The sequence below is a fragment of the Shewanella psychrophila genome, from assembly GCF_002005305.1.
Taxonomy (GTDB): domain Bacteria; phylum Pseudomonadota; class Gammaproteobacteria; order Enterobacterales; family Shewanellaceae; genus Shewanella; species Shewanella psychrophila.
Genome location: NZ_CP014782.1, coordinates 707722 through 730372 on the forward strand (window position 1 = coordinate 707722; position 22651 = coordinate 730372).

20 protein-coding genes and 1 pseudogene are annotated in these 22651 nt (G+C 45.0%); 12 read left to right on the forward strand and 9 right to left on the reverse strand.

What is annotated here, in order from left to right:
• Positions 1-163 precede the first annotated feature (163 nt).
• Positions 164-871 carry a DUF3334 family protein gene (locus sps_RS03240; RefSeq protein WP_077751210.1) on the forward strand — a complete coding sequence of 236 codons (708 nt, stop codon included), beginning with the start codon at positions 164-166 and terminating at the stop codon, positions 869-871.
• 137 nt (positions 872-1008) lie between these two features.
• Positions 1009-2052 carry a LacI family DNA-binding transcriptional regulator gene (locus sps_RS03245; protein ID WP_077751212.1) on the forward strand — a complete coding sequence of 348 codons (1044 nt, stop codon included), beginning with the start codon at positions 1009-1011 and terminating at the stop codon, positions 2050-2052.
• Between the two features lies 1 nt (position 2053).
• Here the strand turns inward: sps_RS03245 and sps_RS03250 are convergent, their stop codons facing one another.
• Positions 2054-2674 (reverse strand): 3'-5' exonuclease, encoded by a 621-nt coding sequence (locus sps_RS03250; protein ID WP_077751214.1) that lies wholly within the window; start codon positions 2672-2674, stop codon positions 2054-2056.
• Between the two features lie 153 nt (positions 2675-2827).
• Positions 2828-4921, reverse strand: a complete 2094-nt coding sequence (gene fusA, locus sps_RS03255; protein WP_077751215.1) for an elongation factor G — start codon at positions 4919-4921, stop codon at positions 2828-2830.
• Between the two features lie 365 nt (positions 4922-5286).
• On the opposite strand from fusA, the gene sps_RS03260 reads away from it, so the two are divergent.
• The 4 genes from sps_RS03260 (at position 5287) to sps_RS03275 (ending at position 8615) form a co-directional block, all read left to right on the forward strand.
• Entirely contained in the window at positions 5287-6429 is a 1143-nt protein-coding gene (locus sps_RS03260) for a ribosomal protein uL16 3-hydroxylase (RefSeq protein ID WP_077751216.1), read from the forward strand.
• A gap of 140 nt (positions 6430-6569) precedes the next feature.
• Positions 6570-6938 carry a hypothetical protein gene (locus sps_RS03265; RefSeq protein WP_077751217.1) on the forward strand — a complete coding sequence of 123 codons (369 nt, stop codon included), beginning with the start codon at positions 6570-6572 and terminating at the stop codon, positions 6936-6938.
• Complete coding sequence (locus sps_RS03270) at positions 6928-7482, forward strand: transcription elongation factor (RefSeq protein WP_077751218.1); 555 nt, start codon at positions 6928-6930, stop codon at positions 7480-7482. The genes sps_RS03265 and sps_RS03270 overlap by 11 nt, the downstream gene beginning before the upstream one ends.
• A gap of 131 nt (positions 7483-7613) precedes the next feature.
• Positions 7614-8615 carry a transporter gene (locus sps_RS03275; RefSeq protein WP_237157980.1) on the forward strand — a complete coding sequence of 334 codons (1002 nt, stop codon included), beginning with the start codon at positions 7614-7616 and terminating at the stop codon, positions 8613-8615.
• Positions 8616-8669: 54 nt separating this feature from the next.
• Here the strand turns inward: sps_RS03275 and sps_RS03280 are convergent, their stop codons facing one another.
• Positions 8670-11171: a glycoside hydrolase family 15 protein gene (locus sps_RS03280; RefSeq protein WP_077751220.1), complete on the reverse strand. Its 2502-nt coding sequence runs from the start codon at positions 11169-11171 to the stop codon at positions 8670-8672.
• Between the two features lie 55 nt (positions 11172-11226).
• On the reverse strand, positions 11227-12819 hold the full coding sequence (locus sps_RS03285; protein WP_077751221.1) for an MFS transporter: 1593 nt from the start codon (positions 12817-12819) through the stop codon (positions 11227-11229).
• 321 nt (positions 12820-13140) lie between these two features.
• Between sps_RS03285 and sps_RS27995 the strand changes: the two genes are divergently transcribed.
• Positions 13141-13455 (forward strand): hypothetical protein, encoded by a 315-nt coding sequence (locus sps_RS27995; RefSeq protein ID WP_149027207.1) that lies wholly within the window; start codon positions 13141-13143, stop codon positions 13453-13455.
• On the opposite strand, the gene sps_RS03290 is transcribed toward sps_RS27995, so the two are convergent.
• Together sps_RS03290 and sps_RS03295 are read right to left on the reverse strand one after the other, a co-directional pair.
• The gene (locus tag sps_RS03290) at positions 13411-14904 is read right to left on the reverse strand and encodes a methyl-accepting chemotaxis protein (RefSeq protein WP_169915665.1); all 1494 of its coding nucleotides are present in this window, start codon (positions 14902-14904) and stop codon (positions 13411-13413) included. The two genes, sps_RS27995 and sps_RS03290, sit on opposite strands and share 45 nt — an antisense overlap.
• Before the next feature lie 4 nt (positions 14905-14908).
• Complete coding sequence (locus tag sps_RS03295) at positions 14909-15664, reverse strand: substrate-binding periplasmic protein (RefSeq protein WP_077751223.1); 756 nt, start codon at positions 15662-15664, stop codon at positions 14909-14911.
• Positions 15665-16033: 369 nt separating this feature from the next.
• Here sps_RS03295 and sps_RS03300 point away from each other — a divergent pair, with 369 nt between their 5' ends.
• Positions 16034-16492, forward strand: coding sequence for a DUF4442 domain-containing protein (locus tag sps_RS03300; protein WP_077751224.1), 459 nt, complete (start codon positions 16034-16036; stop codon positions 16490-16492).
• A gap of 118 nt (positions 16493-16610) precedes the next feature.
• On the opposite strand, the gene sps_RS03305 is transcribed toward sps_RS03300, so the two are convergent.
• Complete coding sequence (locus tag sps_RS03305; protein WP_077751225.1) at positions 16611-17510, reverse strand: DMT family transporter; 900 nt, start codon at positions 17508-17510, stop codon at positions 16611-16613.
• Positions 17511-17727: 217 nt separating this feature from the next.
• On the opposite strand from sps_RS03305, the gene sps_RS03310 reads away from it, so the two are divergent.
• Complete coding sequence (locus tag sps_RS03310) at positions 17728-18132, forward strand: VOC family protein (protein WP_077751226.1); 405 nt, start codon at positions 17728-17730, stop codon at positions 18130-18132.
• Positions 18133-18294: 162 nt separating this feature from the next.
• Here sps_RS03310 and sps_RS03315 read toward each other — a convergent pair.
• Positions 18295-20281, reverse strand: a pseudogene (locus tag sps_RS03315) (glycoside hydrolase family 97 protein).
• Between the two features lie 324 nt (positions 20282-20605).
• Between sps_RS03315 and sps_RS29200 the strand changes: the two are divergent.
• Together sps_RS29200 and sps_RS03325 are read left to right on the forward strand one after the other, a co-directional pair.
• On the forward strand, positions 20606-20740 hold the full coding sequence (locus tag sps_RS29200; protein ID WP_077755530.1) for an FMN-binding negative transcriptional regulator: 135 nt from the start codon (positions 20606-20608) through the stop codon (positions 20738-20740).
• Positions 20737-20949 carry a hypothetical protein gene (locus tag sps_RS03325; protein WP_077751227.1) on the forward strand — a complete coding sequence of 71 codons (213 nt, stop codon included), beginning with the start codon at positions 20737-20739 and terminating at the stop codon, positions 20947-20949. The genes sps_RS29200 and sps_RS03325 overlap by 4 nt, the downstream gene beginning before the upstream one ends.
• 115 nt (positions 20950-21064) lie before the next feature.
• On the opposite strand, the gene sps_RS03330 is transcribed toward sps_RS03325, so the two are convergent.
• On the reverse strand, positions 21065-21535 hold the full coding sequence (locus sps_RS03330) for a hypothetical protein (protein ID WP_169915666.1): 471 nt from the start codon (positions 21533-21535) through the stop codon (positions 21065-21067).
• A gap of 198 nt (positions 21536-21733) precedes the next feature.
• Here sps_RS03330 and sps_RS03335 point away from each other — a divergent pair, with 198 nt between their 5' ends.
• Positions 21734-22651: an IS5 family transposase gene (locus sps_RS03335; protein WP_077751229.1), complete on the forward strand. Its 918-nt coding sequence runs from the start codon at positions 21734-21736 to the stop codon at positions 22649-22651.

The following is a 22651-nucleotide window of genomic DNA, read 5'->3' on the forward strand; positions in this document are numbered from 1 at the left end:
TTTCTTGCCATCTTTGAAATGTTGATTAAAATCATGTCTATTCAGTGGCTTAAGTAATAGGTTGAATGTTTTTTTAGATTGCGTCTGTTAATTTATTGTTTTCACTTTGATTTTTTTGCTGATTGGGCGCAGAATTAATTATTATTCTTTTTGGGTTGGCCTCATGACTACTACATCCCATGTCATCACATCTGATGATATTTTAATCAAACTTTGTAATTCTGTTGCTCATGTCTTATCGAGTACTACCGCAAGCCAAGTGACACATGCCGCCATGGTGCAGAGCATCACCCGCACTTGTCTTAAGCCCGATCTCGGTTGTTTCTCTATTTTCGATGGAGGCTTTTCGGGATTAGTCGTGATCAATTTCTCCGCCCCTGCAGCAATAGAGATTTATCGCTCTTACATGAAACAGATGGGCATGCCGGAATCTGAGCTGGCTTTTTCTCATACGTCCGATGAAGTCGGTGATGTTATGGGTGAGTTGATGAACCAGATTTTGGGTGACTTTATCAGTAAGGTGAATAAACAACTACAGACATCAATTAATCAAAGTCAGCCAAAAATGCTGACAATCAATAAAGAGTTAACCATCTCCATCGATACAAATTTAGATGAGGCTGTGGCGAGAAGAGTGTCTTTTCGAACTCAAAGTAATCATATATTCTATCTTGAGTTTGCCATGGATAAGACTGAGTTTATCAAGCTTAATGATTTCGATGATGAAGAGGAATTTGATCCCGATGATCTTCTGGCTGAACATGGACAAAATCAGAAGGGTGCGTCTCAAGCTTCTCCCTTAGTTCAGGTAATAGATAACAAACCAATGGCTGACGACGCAGATGATCTGCTCAATGAGCTAGGAATTTAGTGTTCGTTAATTGAAACGGCAATCAGGCTATACGTAAGGTATGGCCTAGATACAGGCTAACAGAGTCTAGAATTTATCTGCAATAATGTTATTACTACTTAGCGTTAGAATAAAACAATAATAAGGTGCTTAGTTTAATGGCATTGAAAGCCACTTCGATCGACATTGCATATCGCGCAGGCGTATCTCAATCAACAGTATCTAGGGCTCTGAGAAACAGTCCTCTGGTGAACCTTGAAACTCGTGAGCGGATCCAATCCATAGCGAAGGAACTTAACTACAAAGTCGATAAGAATGCCAGTAATTTAAGGACTCAAAACTGTAAGACTATTGCTTTGCTTCTGTGTGAAGATCCGACTAATGATGACTCATTAATTAATCCATTTTTCCTGTCCATGTTAGGTTCAATAACCAGAGCCACGGCTCAGCAGGGCTATGATCTGCTGGTTTCATTTCAGCAGCTCAGTAGCGACTGGCACGGAGATTACGAAGACAGTAATAAGGCCGATGGCATCATATTACTCGGCTATGGTGATTATTTGGATTATGAGTCTAAGCTGGAAAAACTTCTGGAGCAAAATACTCACTTTGTTATTTGGGGGGCGGAGCATAACAACAAGTCTGTCTTGTCTATTGGCTGTGATAATTTTCAAGGAGGCTTGATAGCGACTGAGCATCTATTGGATCAAGGCCGTAGACAACCCGCTTTCTTAGGCGACTCGAGCAGCCATAGCCCTGAATTTAGAGACAGGTACTTAGGCCATAGCAGAGCGATGAAACAAGCTGGTTTACCTCTCAATAAGAAGCGTCAGTTTAGTGCGATAAGTACTGAGGCATCAGGTTTTGAGGCGGCAAATAAACTGCTCGATTCAGGGCTAGCGTTTGATTCTATTTTTGCAGCCAGTGATCTCATTGCTATAGGTGCTATTCGGGCGTTAAAAGAGCTGGGGATTTCGGTTCCGGAGCAAGTATCGATCGTAGGCTATGACGATATACCTGTTGCCAGCTTCGCTAACCCTCCGCTGACGACTGTAAAGCAAAACACTCAACTTGCCGGTGAAATTTTGGTTGAGAGTGTGCTCAAATTGATAAAAGGTGAAGCAGTCAAAGCTCAGCTGATCCCAACCAAGTTAATCGTCAGGGAGTCGACGAGGCCTTTGGGCATTCAGCTAAACTCATAAGTTAGCCGACCATACTTAAGAAACGATTAACCTGAGCCTTAGGTTTTCGGGATAAGTCTTGCATCAACTTAAAGCTAGGTTCGTTGATGCTATGCTCTGTGAGCATATCATCAAGCATCTGCAACCAGAGCTTAGCTGTCATCTCTGAGTCGGCTAATGCCCGGTGAAATACACCATCATTTTCAATTTGTTTATATTCAACCAGGCCACCGAGTTTATGATTCGGGGCGGCTTGATATAGACGACGAGCTATCAACATTGAACAAGCAAATTCCCCTCCATAACTTAAATTAATTGCATCGAGCTCAGCATCTAAAAAACGCTGATCGAAGGAGGCATTATGTGCCACCAGGTTATGGTCGCCGATGAAGTCGGCGAAGCGTGGCATTACTTCTTCACACGGAGCAGCATTGGCCAACATAGTATTCGAAATACCAGTATAACCTTCGATAAACCCACTGACACGAAAGCCTGGGTTCATCAGTTCCTGAAATGTATCGACGACTATGCCGTTTTCTATTCTTACTGCGCCAATCTCTATGGCTCTATCTCCTTGGTTAGGGGAGAGGCCTGTGGTCTCGAAATCGAGGATGATGACTGAGTCGGCTGCTGGGGAGCTCATTTTACGTTTATACCTATTATTTTGCTGAATACAACGCCCATTTATTCCAATTTTTTGTGGTAAAGGTATAAATGTACATAGGTGCTCTAAACACAAAAGCCCGCGAGTTGAATCGCGGGCTTTTCGTGTTTAGAAAGTGCTTAAAAAGTAATATTACTTCTTAGCTTCAGCTGCTTTTCTTTCTTTAACCTCAGCGACAACTTTTTCAGCAACGTTGTTTGGACACTGACTGTAGTGAGAGAACTCCATAGAGAACTGACCACGGCCTGATGTCATAGTACGTAGTGTACTGATGTAACCAAACATTTCAGATAACGCTACGTCAGCCTTGATGCGAACACCTGTAACGCCAGCCATCTGGTCTTTGATCATGCCACGGCGACGGTTAAGGTCACCAATAACATCACCAACGTGGTCCTCTGGAGTGAACACGTCAACGGCCATGATTGGTTCAAGAAGCTTAGGATCGGCCTTTGGAATTGACTGACGGAATGCGCCTTTAGCGGCGATTTCGAAGGCGATTGCCGATGAATCAACGGCATGGAAAGCACCATCAAGAAGTACTAATTCAACATCTAGTACTGGGAAACCAGCAACAGTACCAGTATCCATCAAAGATGCGAAACCTTTCTCAACTGCAGGCCAGAATTCCTTAGGAACGTTACCACCAACAACTTTAGAGGTAAATGTTAAGCCAGTATTGGCTTCGCCTGGACGGATAATGTAGTCGATCTTACCGAACTGACCAGAACCACCAGACTGCTTCTTGTGAGTGTAGCTATCTTCAACTTCTTTAGTGATAGTCTCACGGTATGCCACTTGTGGCTCACCAACGATTAGCTCAACGCCGTAAGTACGCTTAAGGATATCTACCTTAATATCTAGGTGAAGTTCGCCCATGCCTCTAAGGATGGTTTCGCCTGAATCTTCATCTGTCTCTACGCGGAAAGTTGGATCTTCTGCAATCATTTTACCGATAGCGACACCCATCTTCTCACTGCCACCTTTGTCTTTTGGTTTAACAGAGATTGAGATAACAGGCTCTGGGAATACCATAGCTTCTAGTGTACAAGGGTGCTTAGGATCACATAAGGTGTGACCAGTTTGCACGTTCTTCATACCCACGATAGCGATAATGTCGCCCGCTTGTGCAGAAGATAACTCGTTACGCTCATCGGCTTGCATTTCAACCATACGGCCAACACGCTCAGTCTTACCTGTGAACGAGTTAAGTATGGAGTCACCTTTATTAAGACGACCCGAGTAGATACGTATGAAGGTCAGGGCACCGAAACGGTCATCCATGATCTTGAATGCAAGGGCTTTAAATGGCTCATCGGCAGATACGATAGCGAATTCACCATTTGGCTCGCCTTCTTCGTCGGTAAGCGGCTGTGGATCAACTTCTTGTGGCGCTGGTAAGTAATCAACAACGGCGTCAAGCAGAAGCTGCATACCTTTGTTCTTGAAAGCAGAACCACAGTATGTTGGGAAGAAATCAATTTTACGAGTACCTGTACGGATACAACGTTTGATGTCTTCCATAGAAGGCTCTTCACCTTCCATGTAGGCTTCTAGCAAGTCATCGTCCTGCTCTAGGGCAGTTTCGATTAGCATTTCACGGTATTCTTCTACTTGATCAACCATATCAGCTGGAATATCTTCAATCTTATAGTTTTCAGCTTGTCCGGTTTCGTCCCATATCCAAGCCTTACGAGATAACAGGTCAACAAGACCGGTGAACTCATCTTCGATACCAATAGGAAGAACCATAACGAGCGGGGTAGCACCCAGAACATCTACAGTCTGCTTAACAACGCGCAAGAAGTCAGCACCCATACGGTCTAACTTGTTGACGAAGATGATACGTGAAACTTCTGATTCGTTCGCATAACGCCAGTTAGTTTCTGACTGAGGCTCAACACCACCGCTACCACAGAATACGCCGATACCGCCATCAAGGACCTTAAGAGAACGATAAACTTCAACAGTGAAGTCAACGTGGCCTGGAGTGTCGATAACGTTAAAACGGTGATCGTTCCAAAAACAACTTACAGCAGCAGACTGAATGGTAATACCACGCTCAGCTTCCTGTTCCATGAAATCAGTTGTTGATTCGCCATCATGAACTTCACCGATCTTATGGATTTTACCGGTAAGCTTTAGGATACGCTCAGTTGTGGTGGTCTTACCCGCGTCAACGTGAGCGAAGATACCAATGTTTCTGTACTTTGATAAATCAGTCATTTTTCTACTCTAATTGGAGTTACGTTCTAAAATTCGGGGGGAAGTATATCAATACTTTGAGAATATCTTTATAGATTTTTATTAAAATCCTCCACTTTCGAATAAATAAGCTAAATTTATACGTATTCTAACTAAGAGGTTATTGTCTGTATGTCCTGCCATGACTGAGTTATATGTCAGTCAGCCTGGATTTTTTTAAGCCTATTTATACTTATATCATTTTTACTAAATGTGAGCTGCGTTCAGTACTATTTCATCTGTTAGCTGCAATTGTCCGACTAAAGCCTCCTTTTCTATGATCTTATCGAGCGTTTATAGGGATATTTATTGCTAGTATCGCGCAAATTCTAAATGGCTTTATTACTATGCATCTGCACTTAGGTGAACTTACACCGGAAACCTTCCTTAGGGACTATTGGCAGAAGAAACCTCTGGTTATTCGACAAGGCTTCAAAAATTTTGAAGACTTACTCACCCCCGAAGAGATGGCTGACCTTGCTTGCGATGAATTGGTCGAGTCCCGTCGTATCTATAAAGAGTTAGGACAATGGCAGGCCGAATTTGGTCCCTTCGATTCTTATGAACATTTAGGTGAGAACGATTGGACTCTGGTCGTTCAGGCACTCAATCATTGGTTGCCTGATACAGAGAAGCTTATTCAGTGCTTCGATTTTATTCCTCGTTGGCGTTTCGATGATGTCATGGTGAGCTATGCCACACCTGGTGGCGGTGTAGGTCCCCATATTGATCTCTATGATGTATTTATCTGCCAGGGCTCTGGCCGCCGTCGTTGGCGGGTTGGTGACAGAGGACCACATAAAGAGTTTGCTGCGCATCCTGCACTTCTTCACACTGAAGCCTTCGAGGCCATTATTGATGTTGAGTTATTACCTGGTGATATTTTATATTTGCCACCGGGCTTTCCTCACGAAGGGGTGACATTGGAAGCGTCTATGAGTTTTTCCGTGGGGTATCGCACCGCATCGGCAAAGGACATGGTGAGTGCATTAGCGGATCACCTTATCGACAATGAACTGGGCTGTGATCAGATAGCCGATCCGGGGCGTCCCCTTGCTAAACAGAGCGGCAAGATAACTGATGCAGATCTCGTTCGTATTAAGGCCCAATTACTCGACACTTTGGATGATAAACTCATTAGTGAATTTTCCGGTCGTTACCTGACCCAATCTAAATGTGAATTGGAGCTCGTTGATGAAGCGTTAGGATTTCAGTCTACAGATATTGTTGAGATTCTCAGCAATCAAAGCCTCACTCGTCTTGGGGGACTACGCTGTCTCTACTTTGAGCATTCAGTAAAACAGGGGTTTTTCTATCTCAATGGCGAGAAAATATCTATGGATTCCAGGCTGACAGCAAGCATTCCCATGTTATGCGATCATCAAAATCTCACCTCAGCAATGCTAGAACCCTGGCTTAGAGATGCGGACTTCATCGATATGCTCACTGAGTGGGTTAATGCCGGTTTCTGGTATTTCGAAGAGGATTAACCTCTTTAAACTCATCATAAAATGGAGCCATAAGGCTCCATTTTTGTTAGAGTATTGGTATTATTTTGGTATTATTTACATCGTACTTTGTCCTGTTTAGAGAGACGATGTCGTAATACCTCATCGAAGGAGAGCCAACTTTGGCGATTGAACACAGCGTAATTATGTCAGTTTTAAACTCATTGGAGTGCCGCACTAACTTTACCATCAAGAAGATCACTGAGTATATGTTGCCTCAGCTTAAGGAACCCGTGTATTTGCATGGTTCGGCCAATGATTGTCAACTGGTCATCAGGCCCGCTTATGAGGTGTTCCTTGCGGATCTCAGCTGTCTAGAAGGGGTCAAACATAAAGAGGGTTACTTTCACAATAATGAGATGACGCGTTTTCCTAAGCGAGTACAGAAGAGCCTTAACGGCATTCATTATGGCTTAGCGTTCAAATTTGAAGACGAAGCTGCGGTTAAGCGGTTTATCAAGCGTCTTATCGGCATCATTAATGGCGAATAATGCCAAACTTGATAAGCAGTTAATCCTAGATAGGATTATCTCGGGACTTGAGCTTGCTAAGCTGGCGGCCATGTCTGCGGCGAAGCAGGCCCACGAAACCGCCACACACAGTGAAACCGTAGCCAAGAGTAAGTATGAGACCTTCGGCCTGGAAGCTTCATACCTGGCTCATGGGCAAGCACAGAGAGTGGCGGAATGTGAAGCTGAATTAGTGGCCTATAGAGCATTGAATTTAGCTTGCTTCTCCGATATCTCTGGTATCGATGTCTCTGCCTTGGTGACTATCGAGGATGAGCAGGGGATAGAGAACACTTATTTTATCGGTCCCGGCGCGCCGGGAATGAAAATTTCTATCAATATAGGCAAAGATAAAGATATTGAACCTAGCTGTTGCAAGCTCCCAGATAGAGAACAGAGGGAGGTAATCGTTATCACGCCATCATCTCCCCTAGGAAAGTCACTTATGGGAAAGTACCTTGATGATACCGTGGGTCTCAATATTGGTGATCAACCTAAGGTTTATGAGATCAAAGGGCTAGAGTAAATAGAAATCCCCTCATTAGTTCCTATCTTTTATGACTGAATTTGTTAGTCTTTTTCTGATTTAACTTGATTTCTCGGCCATAATGGTTAATTTGGTTTGTATCGGATATGTTGCGGCTTGGTTTGAATACTGTGTCGCCATTAACCATTTTCTTGCCGGATAGCCAATCGATGTCGAGTATTGCTCCTGTTCATGCTTCCTCAAATCTAGTTCACAACCTTTCTTGTTCTTTTTGGGAAGCCAGAGGCGTGTTGCTGTTATCTCTATGTTTGCTTCAGTTTTGTTCTGGTGTTCAGGCCCAAGACCTCGAACCCAGAAGTTACACTAATATTCCCACCGGAATGAACTTTATGGTGCTGGGTTACGCACATTCCCAGGGGGAAGTCTCACCCTCTCCCGGTGCACCAGTGGAAGATGTACAGCTTAATATTGATGCTGCCGCTATTGGCTATGCTCACTCTTTCTCACTGGGTGGGCGTTCATCTAAAATAGACATGGGAGTATCGCGAGTTTGCTTCGATGGCAGTGCTATGTTAGCGGGTGAAACTATCTTTGCCGACCGGTGTGGCTATACCGATCCAAGTATCAGGCTCACCTGGAATTTTTTCGGTGCACCGGCGTTATCACCCAAAGAGTTTGCCACTTGGAAGCAAGGTGTTGTGATAGGTACCAGCTTACAAGTAACGGCCCCCCTGGGCAGTTATGAAGAGACTAGATTGCTCAATGCCGGTACAAATCGGTGGGTTTTTCGTCCGGGGATCGGCATGTCTCAGAAACTGGGTCGCTGGTATTACAACCTTATTGCCTCGGCGAGAATATATGCTGACAACGATGAGTATTACAATGATCTGGGTTTAACCCAAGAGCCTCAATATACATTTCAGGGCCACCTCATATATTCTATCAGTCCGGGGCACTGGATCTCCTTTAACTCGAATTACTTTTTTGGTGGTGAGACCACCAAAGGCGAGATTGAGTCCAATGATTACCAGGAGAACTCTCGATTTGGATTAACTTATTCCATCCCTCTAAGCAGGCATCACAGTATCAAGCTTAATTACAGCAAAGGGGTATTGACTCGAGTGGGTAATGACTTCGATTCATTTGGTGCATTTTGGCTGTACAATTTTTAAGGCTTGCTCTATGCCTGTTTAGTGCCATTTTTATTGAGACTCGAGATGGATCTTCTAGTTGTTTAACTTAGCATCTACTACAGGATAGTGATCCCAGACTTGTTTATCTGTTAGGGATCGTACCAGTTTTATATATTCTGCATGGGTCCAGGCGAGAGGAGTGGCCGAGTTAGTCCCTTGGCCATGTTGATAGTGATATCGACTAGGATTGCCTACGCTGTCCCACACTTGCTCCGGCAGCATGAGGCCTTGGTTGGCAAAGCTTTCCATGCCTTGAACATAAGTATCGACCAGCTCACTTCGGCGCTTATCGGTTAATGCATTATTTTCGGTGGATAGTGCCAGTTCATAATGGCCACGCTCACCGGTGAAGAAGGGCCACACCCGACCTCTTTGGTGAGGCGTGTTAGCGCCGTTCTCGGCATAACTCGCGCCAGTCTCGGTATCTTCACCGTAACCATCGTTACCATAGCGGCGGAATCCGGGAAACTGACTGCCGTCTTTGGTGGTGAATGTGTATTTGACCCTAAGATTATCATCCAATTGAGTGTTATCCATCAGTGCCAGAGTTTGCTTAATCACAGCATCATCTGCAGGTATGACACCGTATCGTACCAATTCGAGAAAGCCACCGTCTAATATGAGACGTTGATCTAAGCCGGCTCTGCCATTGTTATCGCCGAGTGTTGTTGCTTCATTGGGCTTACCCTGAGGCGAGATACGCAGATAATAAGGAGGAGTTATCTGCTCATCAGTGCGAGTCATGGAAACTCCATCGGTGCTAAGCAAGCCTACAGTGGTAATGACCAGATCTGTGAGCCCTTTTTTCATGGCTTTTGCGGTGTCGAGGTATCGCTTGGCACCAGTGAGATCTCCTGCAATCCGTGCGATATCACTGGCGGACACCAAACCTGAGATCACCGCGGCTGCGGTTGATGGTGAGTAGCCTTGCTGCTCCTCCCAGCGTTCTTGCTGGGTGTTAAGTGGCGTAATGTGAGTGTGATTCCAGTCAAGATTTACCTCACCACCAGTGACGAGAAATTCGGCTGCGGGTTTGAGTATCTGCTGATACCAATGGGCGATTTCTGTATCGGTAAATATGCCAGCCTGCCAAAGCTTCCAGCCGAGCATGATGGGCATGGCAGTTTGATCTAGTTGCACACCAACCCACTCTATTTCACCGTCCACATGGGTCTTCTGTAAGAACCAGCCGGGAGTCCCTGTGTAACCAGGGGTGCGCTTTGTGACTTGCACCTTCTGTAAGTATTCAAATGCTACCTTAGGTGTTTGAGTGTCTCCCATGGCGAGAAAGGCCATGGCGCATTGATAAAAATCTCGCGGCCACACGGCCTTGTAGCCTGTGCTGCCCACTTTTGCCGATACCGTGTCACCCCAAGGGTTAGAGAGGGAGGCGATAAGGGCGCCGCTATGTGTCTTATCCTCCTGAGCCTTGAGTACCAAAGCGCTGGCATACAAGAGTTTGCCCTCATCTTTGGTATTGCCGGACATAGCAGGCAGAGCGGTTAACGAGGTAAGGTAGTCTTGCCAACCTATCGCTTCGCCCTCGCCATTATAGTCGGCCAATACTTGATTATAGCCTCGTGCCAAAGTCGCATCGGCGTTGGCCATGCTCTGGACAGGGTCATTACCAAATCCCAGTACCAGGTTGAAGCTGAGACTCTTAATCTCTTTATCTGTGCTCTTTTCGAGTACAGGTAATTGCGCGGTGAGGGCCACATTACCTATGGTTTGCTCTTGTGGAGCTGATGTAGATCTGTACTGCCAGTTCATCTCGCCATTGTGTTTAATGTCGCTAAGGCCATCGGAAACCCCAACGAAACCAGCGCTGGCTTTGATGAAGGCCAGATCGGATTTCACCGTCATCACACTGGAATCTAGGTTATTGGTGTAAGACACCAGTGCCAGTTTTCCGTCTTGGCTCACCACATGGGCTATGTCGTTGGCGCCGCTATTATCCATGTGGGGATTCAGGTAAAGGTAAGGGGTGATCCCCTCCTCGAAGGCGGTAAAGGTCACCTGCATCATCAGGCTGGCGTGGAGCGGGTCGGTAAAGATATGTTTCTCTATTTGATACTTGCCATTCTTATCTGTGTTGATGACCTTGTAAGCCAGTGATAACGGGCGACCTAACTCATCTTTGTGAAGATAGTCTATTGTGCTGACTGTATCTTGTTTCTCCGTATCGACGAAACCATTTCCAGTGACGATAAACTGTAACTCTTTAAGTTGAGCGTTATGGATCAGACCATACATGGTCTCGGTCAGGACGCCTTGTGCGATGGAGAACCAGACCTTACTCTGCGCCTCAGCGTTATTTTTAGGGTTTAAGTAGGGTGTGTAAGAGGTGCCTATGCCAGTCTTACCGGCAAATGCCCATGTGGGCTCAGTCCCAGGAGCACCTGGGGAAAACATGTTTGCCCCTAGTATATCCATCACGGGTTTATCAGTTGTTGGCGAGCAGGCACTGAGCGCTGCAATGATGGCCAGAATCACTAGCGTCTTAGTTACAGGTAAAGGTAAATATCCACGGAACATATTAGTTAATCCCCAAGCTGATTATTATTGGTTTTATTGTTCGAGATGAGCTACGTCATCGGGTTTGAGTCGGCACTTTGACAAACAAGACGCTGATACCGGCTATCATCATGAGTACGCCGCCTGTGATGAGGGCAAAAATGGATTTGCCATCGAAGAGCTGTTTTATAATTAGCCCCAGTACGCTGGCGGCCAGCAGCTGAGGGATGACGATAAAGAAGTTAAATATGCCCATATACACCCCCATTTTGTGCGCGGGTAAAGCGTTCGCCAGCAAGGCGTAGGGAATAGATAAAATTGACGCCCAGGCTATGCCCACTCCGATCATGGGTAGCCAAAGCAGGCTGGGATCTGTGATGAAAAAGAAACTTATCAGGCCTATTCCACCGCAAAATAGGTTGATCATATGGGTGAGCTTAAGGCCTACAGACATAGCAAGCAGAGGAATAATTAAGGCGGCGAGGGCGGCGAATCCATTGTAGGAGGCGAACAGCATGCCCACCCAGTCTGCACCGTCATTATAGGCCTTAGATAATACGTCTTGGGTGCCATAGTGATGCTCTGTGACGGCCGCCGTGGTGTATATCCACATTGAAAAGAGCGCAAACCAGGAGAAAAACTGTACCACGGCCAGTTGACGCATGGCCCTTGGCATGTGGAACATGTCGTCGATGACACAAAATACCAGGCCCTGTTTATCTCGAGTATGGCTCTGTCCCCGTTGTTGGTTATTCTTGCTGATTTGTTTGAGCTTATGGGCGCAATAAAATTGCAGGGGTCCGAAAGACAAGATCCCTAAGCTTAAGATAAAGAGCTGTTTATCGAGGTCTTGCCCCCAGATGATGAGAGTGAGCAGCATACCTGAAGTGGTCCAGATGGAAGATGAGGAGCGGTAGGCTTGCTCGCTCCTCTTGTTTTTGACGTTTACATCAAGCTCTAGGCTGGAATTTACTTGCTCCAGACGCTCAAATACGGCTAATTCATCGGGTGAATACTCCTTAGTGGAGATGACAGTCCAGCCCACGGCTAACAAGAGTACGGCCCCACCAAAATAGAAGGCATAGCGTACCGAGTCGGCGATCTCACCTGCTGGCGCCATATTGGCCACATCAAAGTAATTAGTCAGTATGTAGGGCAGGGCTGAGGCGATAACGGCACCTATACCGATGAAAAAGCTCTGCATGGCGTAGCCAAGGGGGCGCTGACGTTGAGGCAAGTTATCGCCGACAAACGCTCTGAAAGGTTCCATGGCAATATTGATCGAAGCGTCCATGATCCACAGCATGCCGGCGGCAATCCATAGACTAGGGGAGTTAGGCATGATGAAGATGGCGAGGGTAGTCAAAATAGCGCCGATGAGAAAGTAAGGTCGGCGTCGTCCCAGCTTTCCCCAGGTGTTATCACTCATATAGCCGATAATAGGTTGTACCAAGAGGCCGGTGAGCGGTGCGGCTATCCAGAGAATGGGGATCTCATCGATTGAGGCGCCTAGAGTCTGAAAAATTCGACTCACATTGGCATTTTGCAGTGCGAAGCCAAATTGGATCCCCAGAAAGCCGAAGCACATGTTGAAGATCTGCCAGAAGCTGAGTTCCGGTTTATGGCGGCCATGAGTGGCCTGATTGCTATGGTGTATGGACTCAGACATACTATTGTTTACCCTTATATTGTTATTATTTTTATGTCGATGTCAGGTTAGAAAATCAAGCGAATACACGTCTCCCTTATTAGGGTATTCGCTCAAGAGTTAGGCTTTCAATCTATCGTTATTCATAGGTTGAAATGAGACTCCAAAATCGACCCGTCTAATTTCAAATATCACAAGAAAAAGCAGAAATTAAACACATTGGCATAGTACCCTCGGGCAAGATTTTGACACAACAAGATGCATACGTATTCATCATTCTTTATTAACTTTGAGGTATCACTGTGGCAACCTTGTTTTAGGTTGATAAGAGAGGAGCAGAAAGTGAGAAATCGACATTTATTGCTATTGAGTTATCTGTTTTTGTTGTCTGGGTGTAACTTAGTTATAACACAAACCTATCATTCAAATCTTGATGGGAGTGATAGAGAGTCTGTGGCGCTAGGTTTAGTGGAAGGACAGAGTTGCCAGACGTCAGCACTCTATCTCATTTCCTACGGTGAGTCGGCCTCTACCCAAGGGGCGATAGCCGATGTTAAATCTCGTATGCTTATGGAGAAAAACCAAACTCAATTCCTGAGGAGTAAGATTCGCCTAGGTGATAAATCTTTGAGCCAGCTCATCCAGGTCTTTCGATAGTGAAAGTAGCGCTTGAATGGTGTCGGAGACCTTGTTGAGGGATTCAGTATTATCGTAGCCTAGGGACACTATCTGATTAACACTCTTACTCAGCTCTTCGGCCACATGGGATTGCTCGTTAACCGCAGTGGCTATTTGTTCCGACATGCTGCTAATCGAGCTGGTGGCATCGAGAATATCTGTTATTGAGGCTTCGGAGCGTTTAGCATTGTCCACGGCAGTGGCGCTTAACTCAAACGATGCCAGAGTTGATTGGACGGCAGTGTTTGTGCTCGTTCTGAGACCATCTATCTTCTCTTTAATCTCTAAAGTACTGGCTTGAGTACGTTGAGCAAGGCCGCGTACCTCATCGGCGACGACGGCAAAACCACGACCATGTTCTCCGGCCCTTGCGGCCTCAATAGCGGCGTTGAGTGCGAGTAAATTGGTTTGCTCGGCGACGCCGTTGATTACATCCATCACGGAGACGATTCCTTGGACATTCTCATCCAATGAATTGATGGCATGTTCAGAGCTCTTGAGTTGCAATGCAAGTTGTTCGATGGAAGTGACCGTCTCTTGTAAAATCAATGCCACGGCCTGGGTATCTTTACGTGCTTGCTCAGCTGACTCTGCAGTCTGATTGACTCGGCTTGCGACCTCTCCTGCAGAAGATGACATCTGTGTGATGGCGGTCGCCATCTGATCGGTTTCCTGTTGCTGAGCCTCGATGAGCTGGATACTTTCTCTGGCATCTTCATTGGCCTGCATGGCTTGAATGCTGGTCTTGGCTACAGACTGTTGAAATGCTCTGACGATGGCTTGGATCATTTCGACAAATCGATTGAATCCCTGACTGACACGTTCAAACTCGTCTTTATTGCCCACATGGAGGCGATGAGTGAGATCGCTCTGTCCTCGATCCATATTCTCCAGCGCCAATGTGAGTTTTAGTAGGGGTTTTGCGATCAACATTTTATATAGGGTGTAGGTGATGAGAATAATTAATAACCCCAATGACAGGGCTTCTATAACCGAGGTCATGAGTAAGTCACCGAGCACAGAATGTATGCTGTTATCATCGATGTAGATGGCTAATTGACCTATTGAGCTGGACTCGTCATCTTCGACGAAAACCAGAGGCACACTCATTTTTTGTGGAGTCTTATTGTCACCGGCTGTGGCACTGACCTCGTCCTTATCGTTGATAAATTCGATAAAAGCGATATGTTCAGATGCCTGCTCTGACTTGAGAATATTAACGATACGTTCCTGCTCAAAATTCCATACAGCCGTGGGTAGATTTAATTCGAGTCGTGAAACTGCATGCTGGAGCTGTTGCTGTTGCCTCTCTTCGAGTAAGGTTTTTTGGTTGTAATAACTGACGGTGCTCATTCCCGTGATTAAGACACTAACCGCAATCAGGGTCGCGACTATCAATCTGAATGCGATTGAGTTAATGATCTTCATAGGGTTATTTCCAGTCTTTGAGCCCATAAACGGATAAAATCTGCTGTAATTTACCAGACTCTCTCAGCTGTTTAGTTCCCTTGTCGACGAGGTTAATATATTCCTGGCTACTCGCCTTACTGGGTGAGCAGGCGATAAATAACGGGGTAGGGTTTCCATCTTCACCACCAGATACTATGTTAGCCGATAGTCCCATCTCGCTGACTTTTGCGGCGCCTACCGCTTGAGATTCTATGACAATATCTAGCCTGCCAGCATTGAGCTTCTTGAAGTTCTTTTCAAGTGCATCGTTACCTGTCGCGGCTTTATATGAGCTGGGGTTTGCCTTAATCAGTGCATCAATCTTGTCGCCATAGGAGTAACCGGAAATAATGCCTATCTTCTTACCATTTAATGAGCCGTCACCATTGAAGCGCCAGCTGTCGTCAGCTTTTATATAAAAAGAGGAAACATCTGTACCCCAGGATTCTTTGGGGAAGATAAAATCAGGCGCATCGTCGGTATAAGCACCTATAACACAGTCGAACTTACCGTCACGTACCTGGTTGACAGCTCGTTCCCAGGGCATCGTTTTATATTCAATTTGATGGCCAGCGGCACCGAAGACTTCATTTGCAAAATCAACCATGTAACCAGCGGGTGTCGCACCAGGAGCTGCATTCATGGGAAACCATTCATCACTGCGTATGGTAATGGTCGCACTGTTGGCGAGAAAACTAACCAGAGACAGGATAATAAGAGGGGTGAACTTATTCATCATAATTCCAAAGTACTAAGAATTGAGCATACTAAGAAGTCTAGTCAATGAATGCTGCTTTATCGAACAGAGGTTTGAGCTAACAGAGAATGGCTTATAAATATAGATTCAAGGTGTTAACTGAGCCGAAGTAATCCTACTTAAAGGGATGTAAGTTATGAGCAGTAGGGTGAAGTAAGATTGGGAACTATTGGAGCATGATCCTTAAGTAATCCTGATTAACTGATTACACGAGTTTTATAAAGAGCACAAGATGGCGCTGTTTTGTTAGACTGGCCAGTCTAACCTTGTTGAAGTTCTGCGCTAGATTAATTACTCTAGCTGCTGGTTTGACTAGACAGTTATTTCTATATTGGAGCAAATAGGAGCAAAATGAAACTCAGTCCCAAATCCATGAAGCGACTGCTGAATCTTTATCCACCTTACATAGGAGCGGGGATAAAGATCACACATTTGAGTCCTGATTGGCGGGAACTTCATGTTGCCATGTCGGTGCGCTGGTACAACCGTAACGCCGTGAATACGCACTTTGGTGGCAGCCTCTATTCCATGGTAGATCCACATCTGATGTTGTTATTGATGCAGCTGCTGGGCAGAGACTACTTTATTTGGGACAAGGCGGCCGATATCGAGTTTTTAAAGGCAACGAAGAAAAAAGTCTCCTGTGTTATCAGTATTTCAGATAACGATTTGGGGGAGATCAAGCAAGGCACTCAAGGAGGGGATAAGTATTTCCCTACATTCATCTTAGAGATAAAAGATGAAATGGGTGATGTGATAGCCAAAGTGAATAAGACACTCTATGTGAAGAGAAAGCCTGCTAAAGTGTAATGGGCTTAGTGACAGTTAGTTCTGTCTGTGTTGATACATAAGCTTATCGGCTATTTCTATCATATCATCAAGGTTCATAACTTCATGATAATTGAAGATGAAACATCCAAATCTTGGTTTATTTGCATTCAGCAAGCTCAGGCCGTGCCTGTGACTGAATACCTTGTGATAACAAGCCCTGGGCCATTCCTGCCGTTATGATCAAGCTGCAACCTAGGAGTTGAATCGGTGTTAAGCTCTCTGCAAATAGCCACCATGCCTGACTGACCACAGCCACAGGTTCAAGATAGGCTAAGGTGCCGAAGGTGACTGCTGGTAAGTGCTGAAGTGCTTTTACCGCAAACAAGATAGCCAGAAACCCAGGCAGAAATCCGATAGCCAGTAAGTAAGCTACTTGCTCACCACTGATTTGAATTGGTTGGGTGATGATCAAGGGCAGAAGGCATAAACTGCCCACTGAAAGTTGAATCAAGGTGCTCTGATAGGCTGTTGCCTGGCTGGGTTTGCGATTGATCAACATAAAGCCGCTGTAGGTGAATAGGGCTAAAATGGAGAAGAACAAGCCCTTGGCTTCATCTGAGTTGGCTAGCGTATTGGTGTTTGCACTTGGGCTCATCAAGATAAAACCAAGAAGTGCTATACCAATGGCGATGATATTGAACAGTTTTAGTTTTTCACCTAAGACGAAGTGAGCGATGATGGCAGTGAGAAGGGGAGCTAGGTAGATCACCATGATGACATTAGCCATGCTGGTGTAGTCGATGGCCTCGACGTAGAAAGACATGAATCCTGCCAGCATGGCACCATTGATCAGGTGGCGCTTACTGGGCTTATGCAGTATTTGAGCTTTTTTACCTGAAATAAGCATGTATACGACTAAGAAAAGTGAGCCAAAAAGCAAACGGAAGAAGGTTATTTGCTCAGCCGGAAGTGCGGCATATTTAGCAAAGATGCCGATAGTGCCCATCAAGACTGCCGACATTAACGCCAACAAAATATATCCTGCTTGAGATTGCATTGAGCATCCTTATCTGTATTTCAAGCGCATTATGAGCCTGAAATATTTGCTTAACAAACCTTTATATCAAACCATGTCATTAAACAATGGGCTTGATTATCATCTTGATTGTGAAAATTAGATCCATAGTTAAAACCATAGTTAACGCGTTAAAATCAGAATCTGGAACTGCACTGATGAAACAAGAGGCCGCGGCACAGGTGATAGGACAATCAATATGAAGCAATCGATCGTACATATAGCATTAGTGGTCAGAGATTATGATGAAGCCATCGATTTTTATGTGAACAAGTTGAAATTTGAGCTGGTCGAAGACACTCATCAAGCGGAGCAAGATAAGCGTTGGGTCGTGGTGTCACCACCAGGATCCACTGGCGTGAGTCTGTTATTAGCTCGGGCGTCTAAAGCCGAACAAGAGAATTTTATTGGTGATCAGACGGGAGGACGGGTATTCCTATTCCTCAATACCGATGATTTTTGGCGTGATTATGAGCGCATGGTTGCAGATGGCATAAATTTCATTAGGCCTCCTAAGGGTGAGGATTACGGCACTGTTGCCGTATTTGAAGATCTGTACGGTAACTTGTGGGATCTGCTTCAGCTCAATGATGCTCGTGGCTAGTGATACTGATGTTTATCGTGCTAGTCGATGATTGAGATTATTGGTCTGTTGGGTTTTGCTGCTGTAAAAATTTTATTGGTTAAAGCATCTTGATAAGAAAGCGCTGAGCATGGGCCTTAAATCAAATTCCGGCTTAGGCCCATGTTTCGTTTTTCGCTTCTCCTATTGGGGGAGCTGAGTAAAGCGGATCGCCGTACCGCCACTGCTGGCTAATTTCAGCATTAATTTGTCTATACTGGTGACAGTCTTAGTTTCGATGACATAGTCATAGGGATTATTTTTCCAGTTCGCGTTATCGCCATCACCATCACGGTAAATTTGTGCCTGATACTGTTTACCTTGATGTAAAAAATCCAGTTTAACCTCGATTGTCCTCGCGTTATCATCGGTTATTGCCCCAAGAAACCAGTCTGCATCAGCCTGTTTGGTATCGACTCTTTCTTGTCTGGCGACCACCACAAATTCACTGACTTCGCCATCGATAGCAATACTCTTATGCCAATCTGTGACTACATCTTGAATAAATTTAAAGGCATCTGGGTGCTTGTTATAGTTACGCGGCAGATCGGCAGCCATCTGAATCGGGCTATAGAGCACCACATATAAGGCCAGCTGTTTAGTCAAAGTTGTCTGCACGCGATTAACTGCAGGGGGCTAAGTCGAAGATCCCGGGAGTGAAATCCATTGGACCAGCAAGCATACGGGTATAGGCAAGGGTAGTGGTATGTGCGGGATTATTGGGCGGGGTTCCCCAAGCATTAAATTCTTGGCCGCGAGCCCCTTCACGGGATATCCAATTGGGATAAGTGCGGCGCAGGCCGGTATCCTTGATAGGCTCATGGGTATTGATGCTGATATGACGCTTAGCGGCTTCTTTAACGCTGTGCAGGTACTCATTGACCATAAACTGGCCATCATGCCATTCGTGGCGGGTGATCCCTTGCTCATCTATGCGTTTGATATCGCCGCCATCGGCTACATATCCTGTTTTGATTTGAGTGACGCCGTACTCTTGATACAAATCGTAAGCATCACTAATTTGCTTGCGATAGTTAGTCACCGAGCCTGAAGTTTCATGATGACCAATCAGGCGTACTCCTTTGTCTGAGCCATATTGTGATACTGCAGCTAGATCGAAATCTGCATAGGCTTGAGTGAAGCTAAATACATCGCCATTATAGAACCAATTGCCGTCCCAACCGATATTCCAGCCTTCGACTAACACGCCATCAAAGCCGTTAGCGGCGGCAAAATCCATGTAACGTTTAGTTTCTCTGGTGGTTGCCCCGTGCTTGTCGCCTGAGCCCCAGGTATTCTCGTCAAGATGCATCCCCCACCAGATCCCAACGTACTTGCCTGGCTCAACCCAGCTGACATCGCCGAGTTTATTGGGTTCATTTAAATTAAGAATTAAATCTGAGTTAAGTAAACCTGTGGCTTTATTCGCAATTTGAATCGTGCGCCAAGGAGTTGAGAAGCCTGCGTGAGTTTTTACCTTGATGCCATCAGCCCAAGGCGTGAGATCGGCCCTTAATGTCCCACCACGTCTTTGATCTAATGTCATCGACGCATAATCGGTAAGCGCGGCCTCATGAATGCTCATATGCACGCCTGAGTTTAGCTTAAACGTATAGGGCGTATGGACTCTGTCGATATCTTGCACCGGACTCTGGGTATAAAGATATTCATAACGGTTCCAGCCACGAGCAGGGATCCACCAACTTAGGCTCTTATCCGCATCGGGTATGCTAAATTCGGTGAGTTCATTGGTGATGTTTAGTGTATTCAAGTCTGCTTGTTTAGGAACACTGTAGCGAAAACCTATGCCATCATCGAAGGCTTTAAACTCGAGGTAGAAGTGGTATTGATCATTGCTTAGTTTTACGTTTAATCGATTATGATTATCACGGATCCACTCACGCTCTCCCCAAGGCTGTTGCCAGCGATTATCATGACTAGTTTGCTCAATAGTTTCTATCTTAAAATCTTGGCCAAACTCACCAATAGACTGAAATACCAGGCCCAATCTTGAGTCATTTATGACTGGCTGACCGTGAAACTTAACTCGATATTCGGGGCGCTGATAATCATCACTGACTTCTATCACTATTTGTTTGTCAGGAGAGGCGAGCGAGACAGTCTGGGCCATAGCCGTGGTGCTTGCAATAGTAGAAATACCAGTAAATATCAGTGCGAAAATGCTGAGTAAGCCATATGGCTTAAATGCTACTTCTGTTTTATTTTTTTCAATCATCTTAGGTCTCATAGACTCCCCTGTACTGTGTTTTAGTTGTTATTTTCCGTTTTAGCTGAGATTTTTAACGCTGAGATGTCAAGCTCACATACTAGTGGGGAAGCATTAACCGGTTCAATAAACTGCATACGTATTCAGCTGGATTTACCTCTGTAGGAGTTTTGAGCCTAAAGCTATCATCGACTGTGAGGTTTATGCTAAAAGAGTGGTCTAGGCTAAATCTCACCGAGTTGGTACGCAAATTTCCCAGCTGTACCAACGTGGAACTACAGCGCAGTGCATATCAAAGGCAGAGCTAAGATATCAAGTAAAGCGGATACTGTTCACCTTTACTCGATAAACACGATGTCATGAGCCCGGAAATTATCGATAAGCTCAGTGGTGCCATCGTTGGTATATCAATTGAAATATCAGAGATACAGGGTAAGTTTAAACTAGGTCAACATAGAAAGGTTGATGACCAGCAAGGCGTATTCAAAGCTTTGTCTGAGAGTGAACATAATGATGCCCAGCAATTAGCACAATATATGACTAAATTGGGAGTAGGTGTTGGAGAGGTGTAAAGCATCGTCATTGAAAGCCCTTCATGCCAGAGCCTACAAGAAGTGATAGTTTTAATAGCCTGTGGACTAAAACCCACCTTCGTTAGAAGGAGAGTTTTAACCCATCTAGTTCAGGTTAATTCACTACCACTTCTTTAATCGCAATAATTTCACCATTTCTATCACCACTCCTCATCATAAATGTGACTTTATCACCGATGGATAGCGGTTCGCTGGTCACTCTGTGGACCTCTTTTTCATTGTTTTTAACACTTGATCTAGAGTAATAGCATGTTTGCTGGTCACAAGACATTTGATAATTGCCATTAACTTCCACTCTAACAAAAAAATCAGCGAACGAACTGTATGTATCGCTAAATGACATGGAAATAGTATTAGTTTTTAATTGTGCTTTTACCTCGGAAAAATGAGGGTTAACTATGACTTCTTTTTTATCTACAATTTCACCATTTGAACCACCAGTTCTCATCGTAAATGTGACTTTGTCACCGAATGATAGGGGGATATAGCTTTTTCTGTGGACTTCTTTTTCATTGTTATTAACACTTGGCCAAGAGTAATAGCATGTTTGCTGCTCACAAGACATTTGATAATTGCCATTAACCTCCGCTCTAACAAAAAAGCCTGAGAACGAACTGTAAGTATCGCTAAAGGACATGGAAATGGTATTGTCTTTTAATTGTGCTCCAACTTCGGAAAAATAAGGGCCTTGTTTCCTAAATCGATTGAACCTTTTGCAGCTTATGTGATCTGATCTTCCAATGTGGTTATTGGAAACATCAAGATGGGTAAAGCTAAGCGTAAAATGACCAATTGGTCTCAGTACAACAAGGCATTGATTAATCGAGGGTCCTTGACCTTTTGGATTGATGAGCACGCCATTAGCTCTTGGTGTTGCTCTGAACATCACGGCCGCCGTGGCCGTGGGTATATTTACTCTGATGTTGCTATTGAAACTGCATTGGTTGTTAAAGGTGTATTCAACTTATCACTGAGAGCACTAGAAGGTTTCACTACCTCGGTTTTCCAGCTTATGAATGTGCCACTAACCTCACCAAGCTATAGCTGCATTAGCAAACGTGCCAAGACCGTAAATATCAAATATCGCTCACCGAGTCGTGGCTCTGTGGCACATGTAGTGATTGATTCAACGGGCCTCAAAGTTTACGGCGAGGGAGAATGGAAGACTCGAAAGCATGGTAAAGAAAAGCGTCGTACCTGGCGTAAGTTACACCTCGCAGTAGATGCTAATACGCATGAAGTCGTAGCAGCAGAAGTCACTCTGGTTAACGTTGCTGATAATGAAGTGTTACCCACATTAATCAAGCCGTTAAGAAGACAGATTAAACAAGTTTCTGCTGATGGAGCATACGACACCAAAGCGTGTCACAAACTACTTCAGCGTAAAGGTTGCAAACCAACTATCCCACCAAGAAGCAGTGCTGGGTTTTGGGAGGATGGGCACCCTCGAAACGAGGCAGTGAGAGCCCTCAAAAATAATGAGTTAGCGCAATGGAAGAAGGAAAATGACTATCACTTACGGTCACTATCTGAAACAGCAATGTACCGATATAAGCAACTAATTAGTCCGAAACTTAGCCTACGAGATTATAATGCTCAAGTAGGTGAAGCGCTGGCAGGTGTAAAGGCAATGAACAAAGTCATAAGACTAGGAATGCCAGTTAGGAAACAGGCTGCCTAG

Coding starts and splice junctions, on each gene's coding strand:
- sps_RS03240 (WP_077751210.1), top strand. CDS start 164: ATGACTACTACATCCCATGTCATCACATCTGATGATATTTTAATCAAA.
- sps_RS03245 (WP_077751212.1), top strand. CDS start 1,009: ATGGCATTGAAAGCCACTTCGATCGACATTGCATATCGCGCAGGCGTA.
- sps_RS03250 (WP_077751214.1), bottom strand. CDS start 2,674: ATGAGCTCCCCAGCAGCCGACTCAGTCATCATCCTCGATTTCGAGACC.
- fusA (WP_077751215.1), bottom strand. CDS start 4,921: ATGACTGATTTATCAAAGTACAGAAACATTGGTATCTTCGCTCACGTT.
- sps_RS03260 (WP_077751216.1), top strand. CDS start 5,287: ATGCATCTGCACTTAGGTGAACTTACACCGGAAACCTTCCTTAGGGAC.
- sps_RS03270 (WP_077751218.1), top strand. CDS start 6,928: ATGGCGAATAATGCCAAACTTGATAAGCAGTTAATCCTAGATAGGATT.
- sps_RS03280 (WP_077751220.1), bottom strand. CDS start 11,171: ATGTTCCGTGGATATTTACCTTTACCTGTAACTAAGACGCTAGTGATT.
- sps_RS03285 (WP_077751221.1), bottom strand. CDS start 12,819: ATGTCTGAGTCCATACACCATAGCAATCAGGCCACTCATGGCCGCCAT.
- sps_RS03290 (WP_169915665.1), bottom strand. CDS start 14,904: ATGAAGATCATTAACTCAATCGCATTCAGATTGATAGTCGCGACCCTG.
- sps_RS03295 (WP_077751223.1), bottom strand. CDS start 15,664: ATGATGAATAAGTTCACCCCTCTTATTATCCTGTCTCTGGTTAGTTTT.
- sps_RS03300 (WP_077751224.1), top strand. CDS start 16,034: ATGAAACTCAGTCCCAAATCCATGAAGCGACTGCTGAATCTTTATCCA.
- sps_RS03305 (WP_077751225.1), bottom strand. CDS start 17,510: ATGCAATCTCAAGCAGGATATATTTTGTTGGCGTTAATGTCGGCAGTC.
- sps_RS03310 (WP_077751226.1), top strand. CDS start 17,728: ATGAAGCAATCGATCGTACATATAGCATTAGTGGTCAGAGATTATGAT.
- sps_RS03325 (WP_077751227.1), top strand. CDS start 20,737: ATGAGCCCGGAAATTATCGATAAGCTCAGTGGTGCCATCGTTGGTATA.
- sps_RS03330 (WP_169915666.1), bottom strand. CDS start 21,535: ATGTCTTGTGAGCAGCAAACATGCTATTACTCTTGGCCAAGTGTTAAT.
- sps_RS03335 (WP_077751229.1), top strand. CDS start 21,734: ATGGGTAAAGCTAAGCGTAAAATGACCAATTGGTCTCAGTACAACAAG.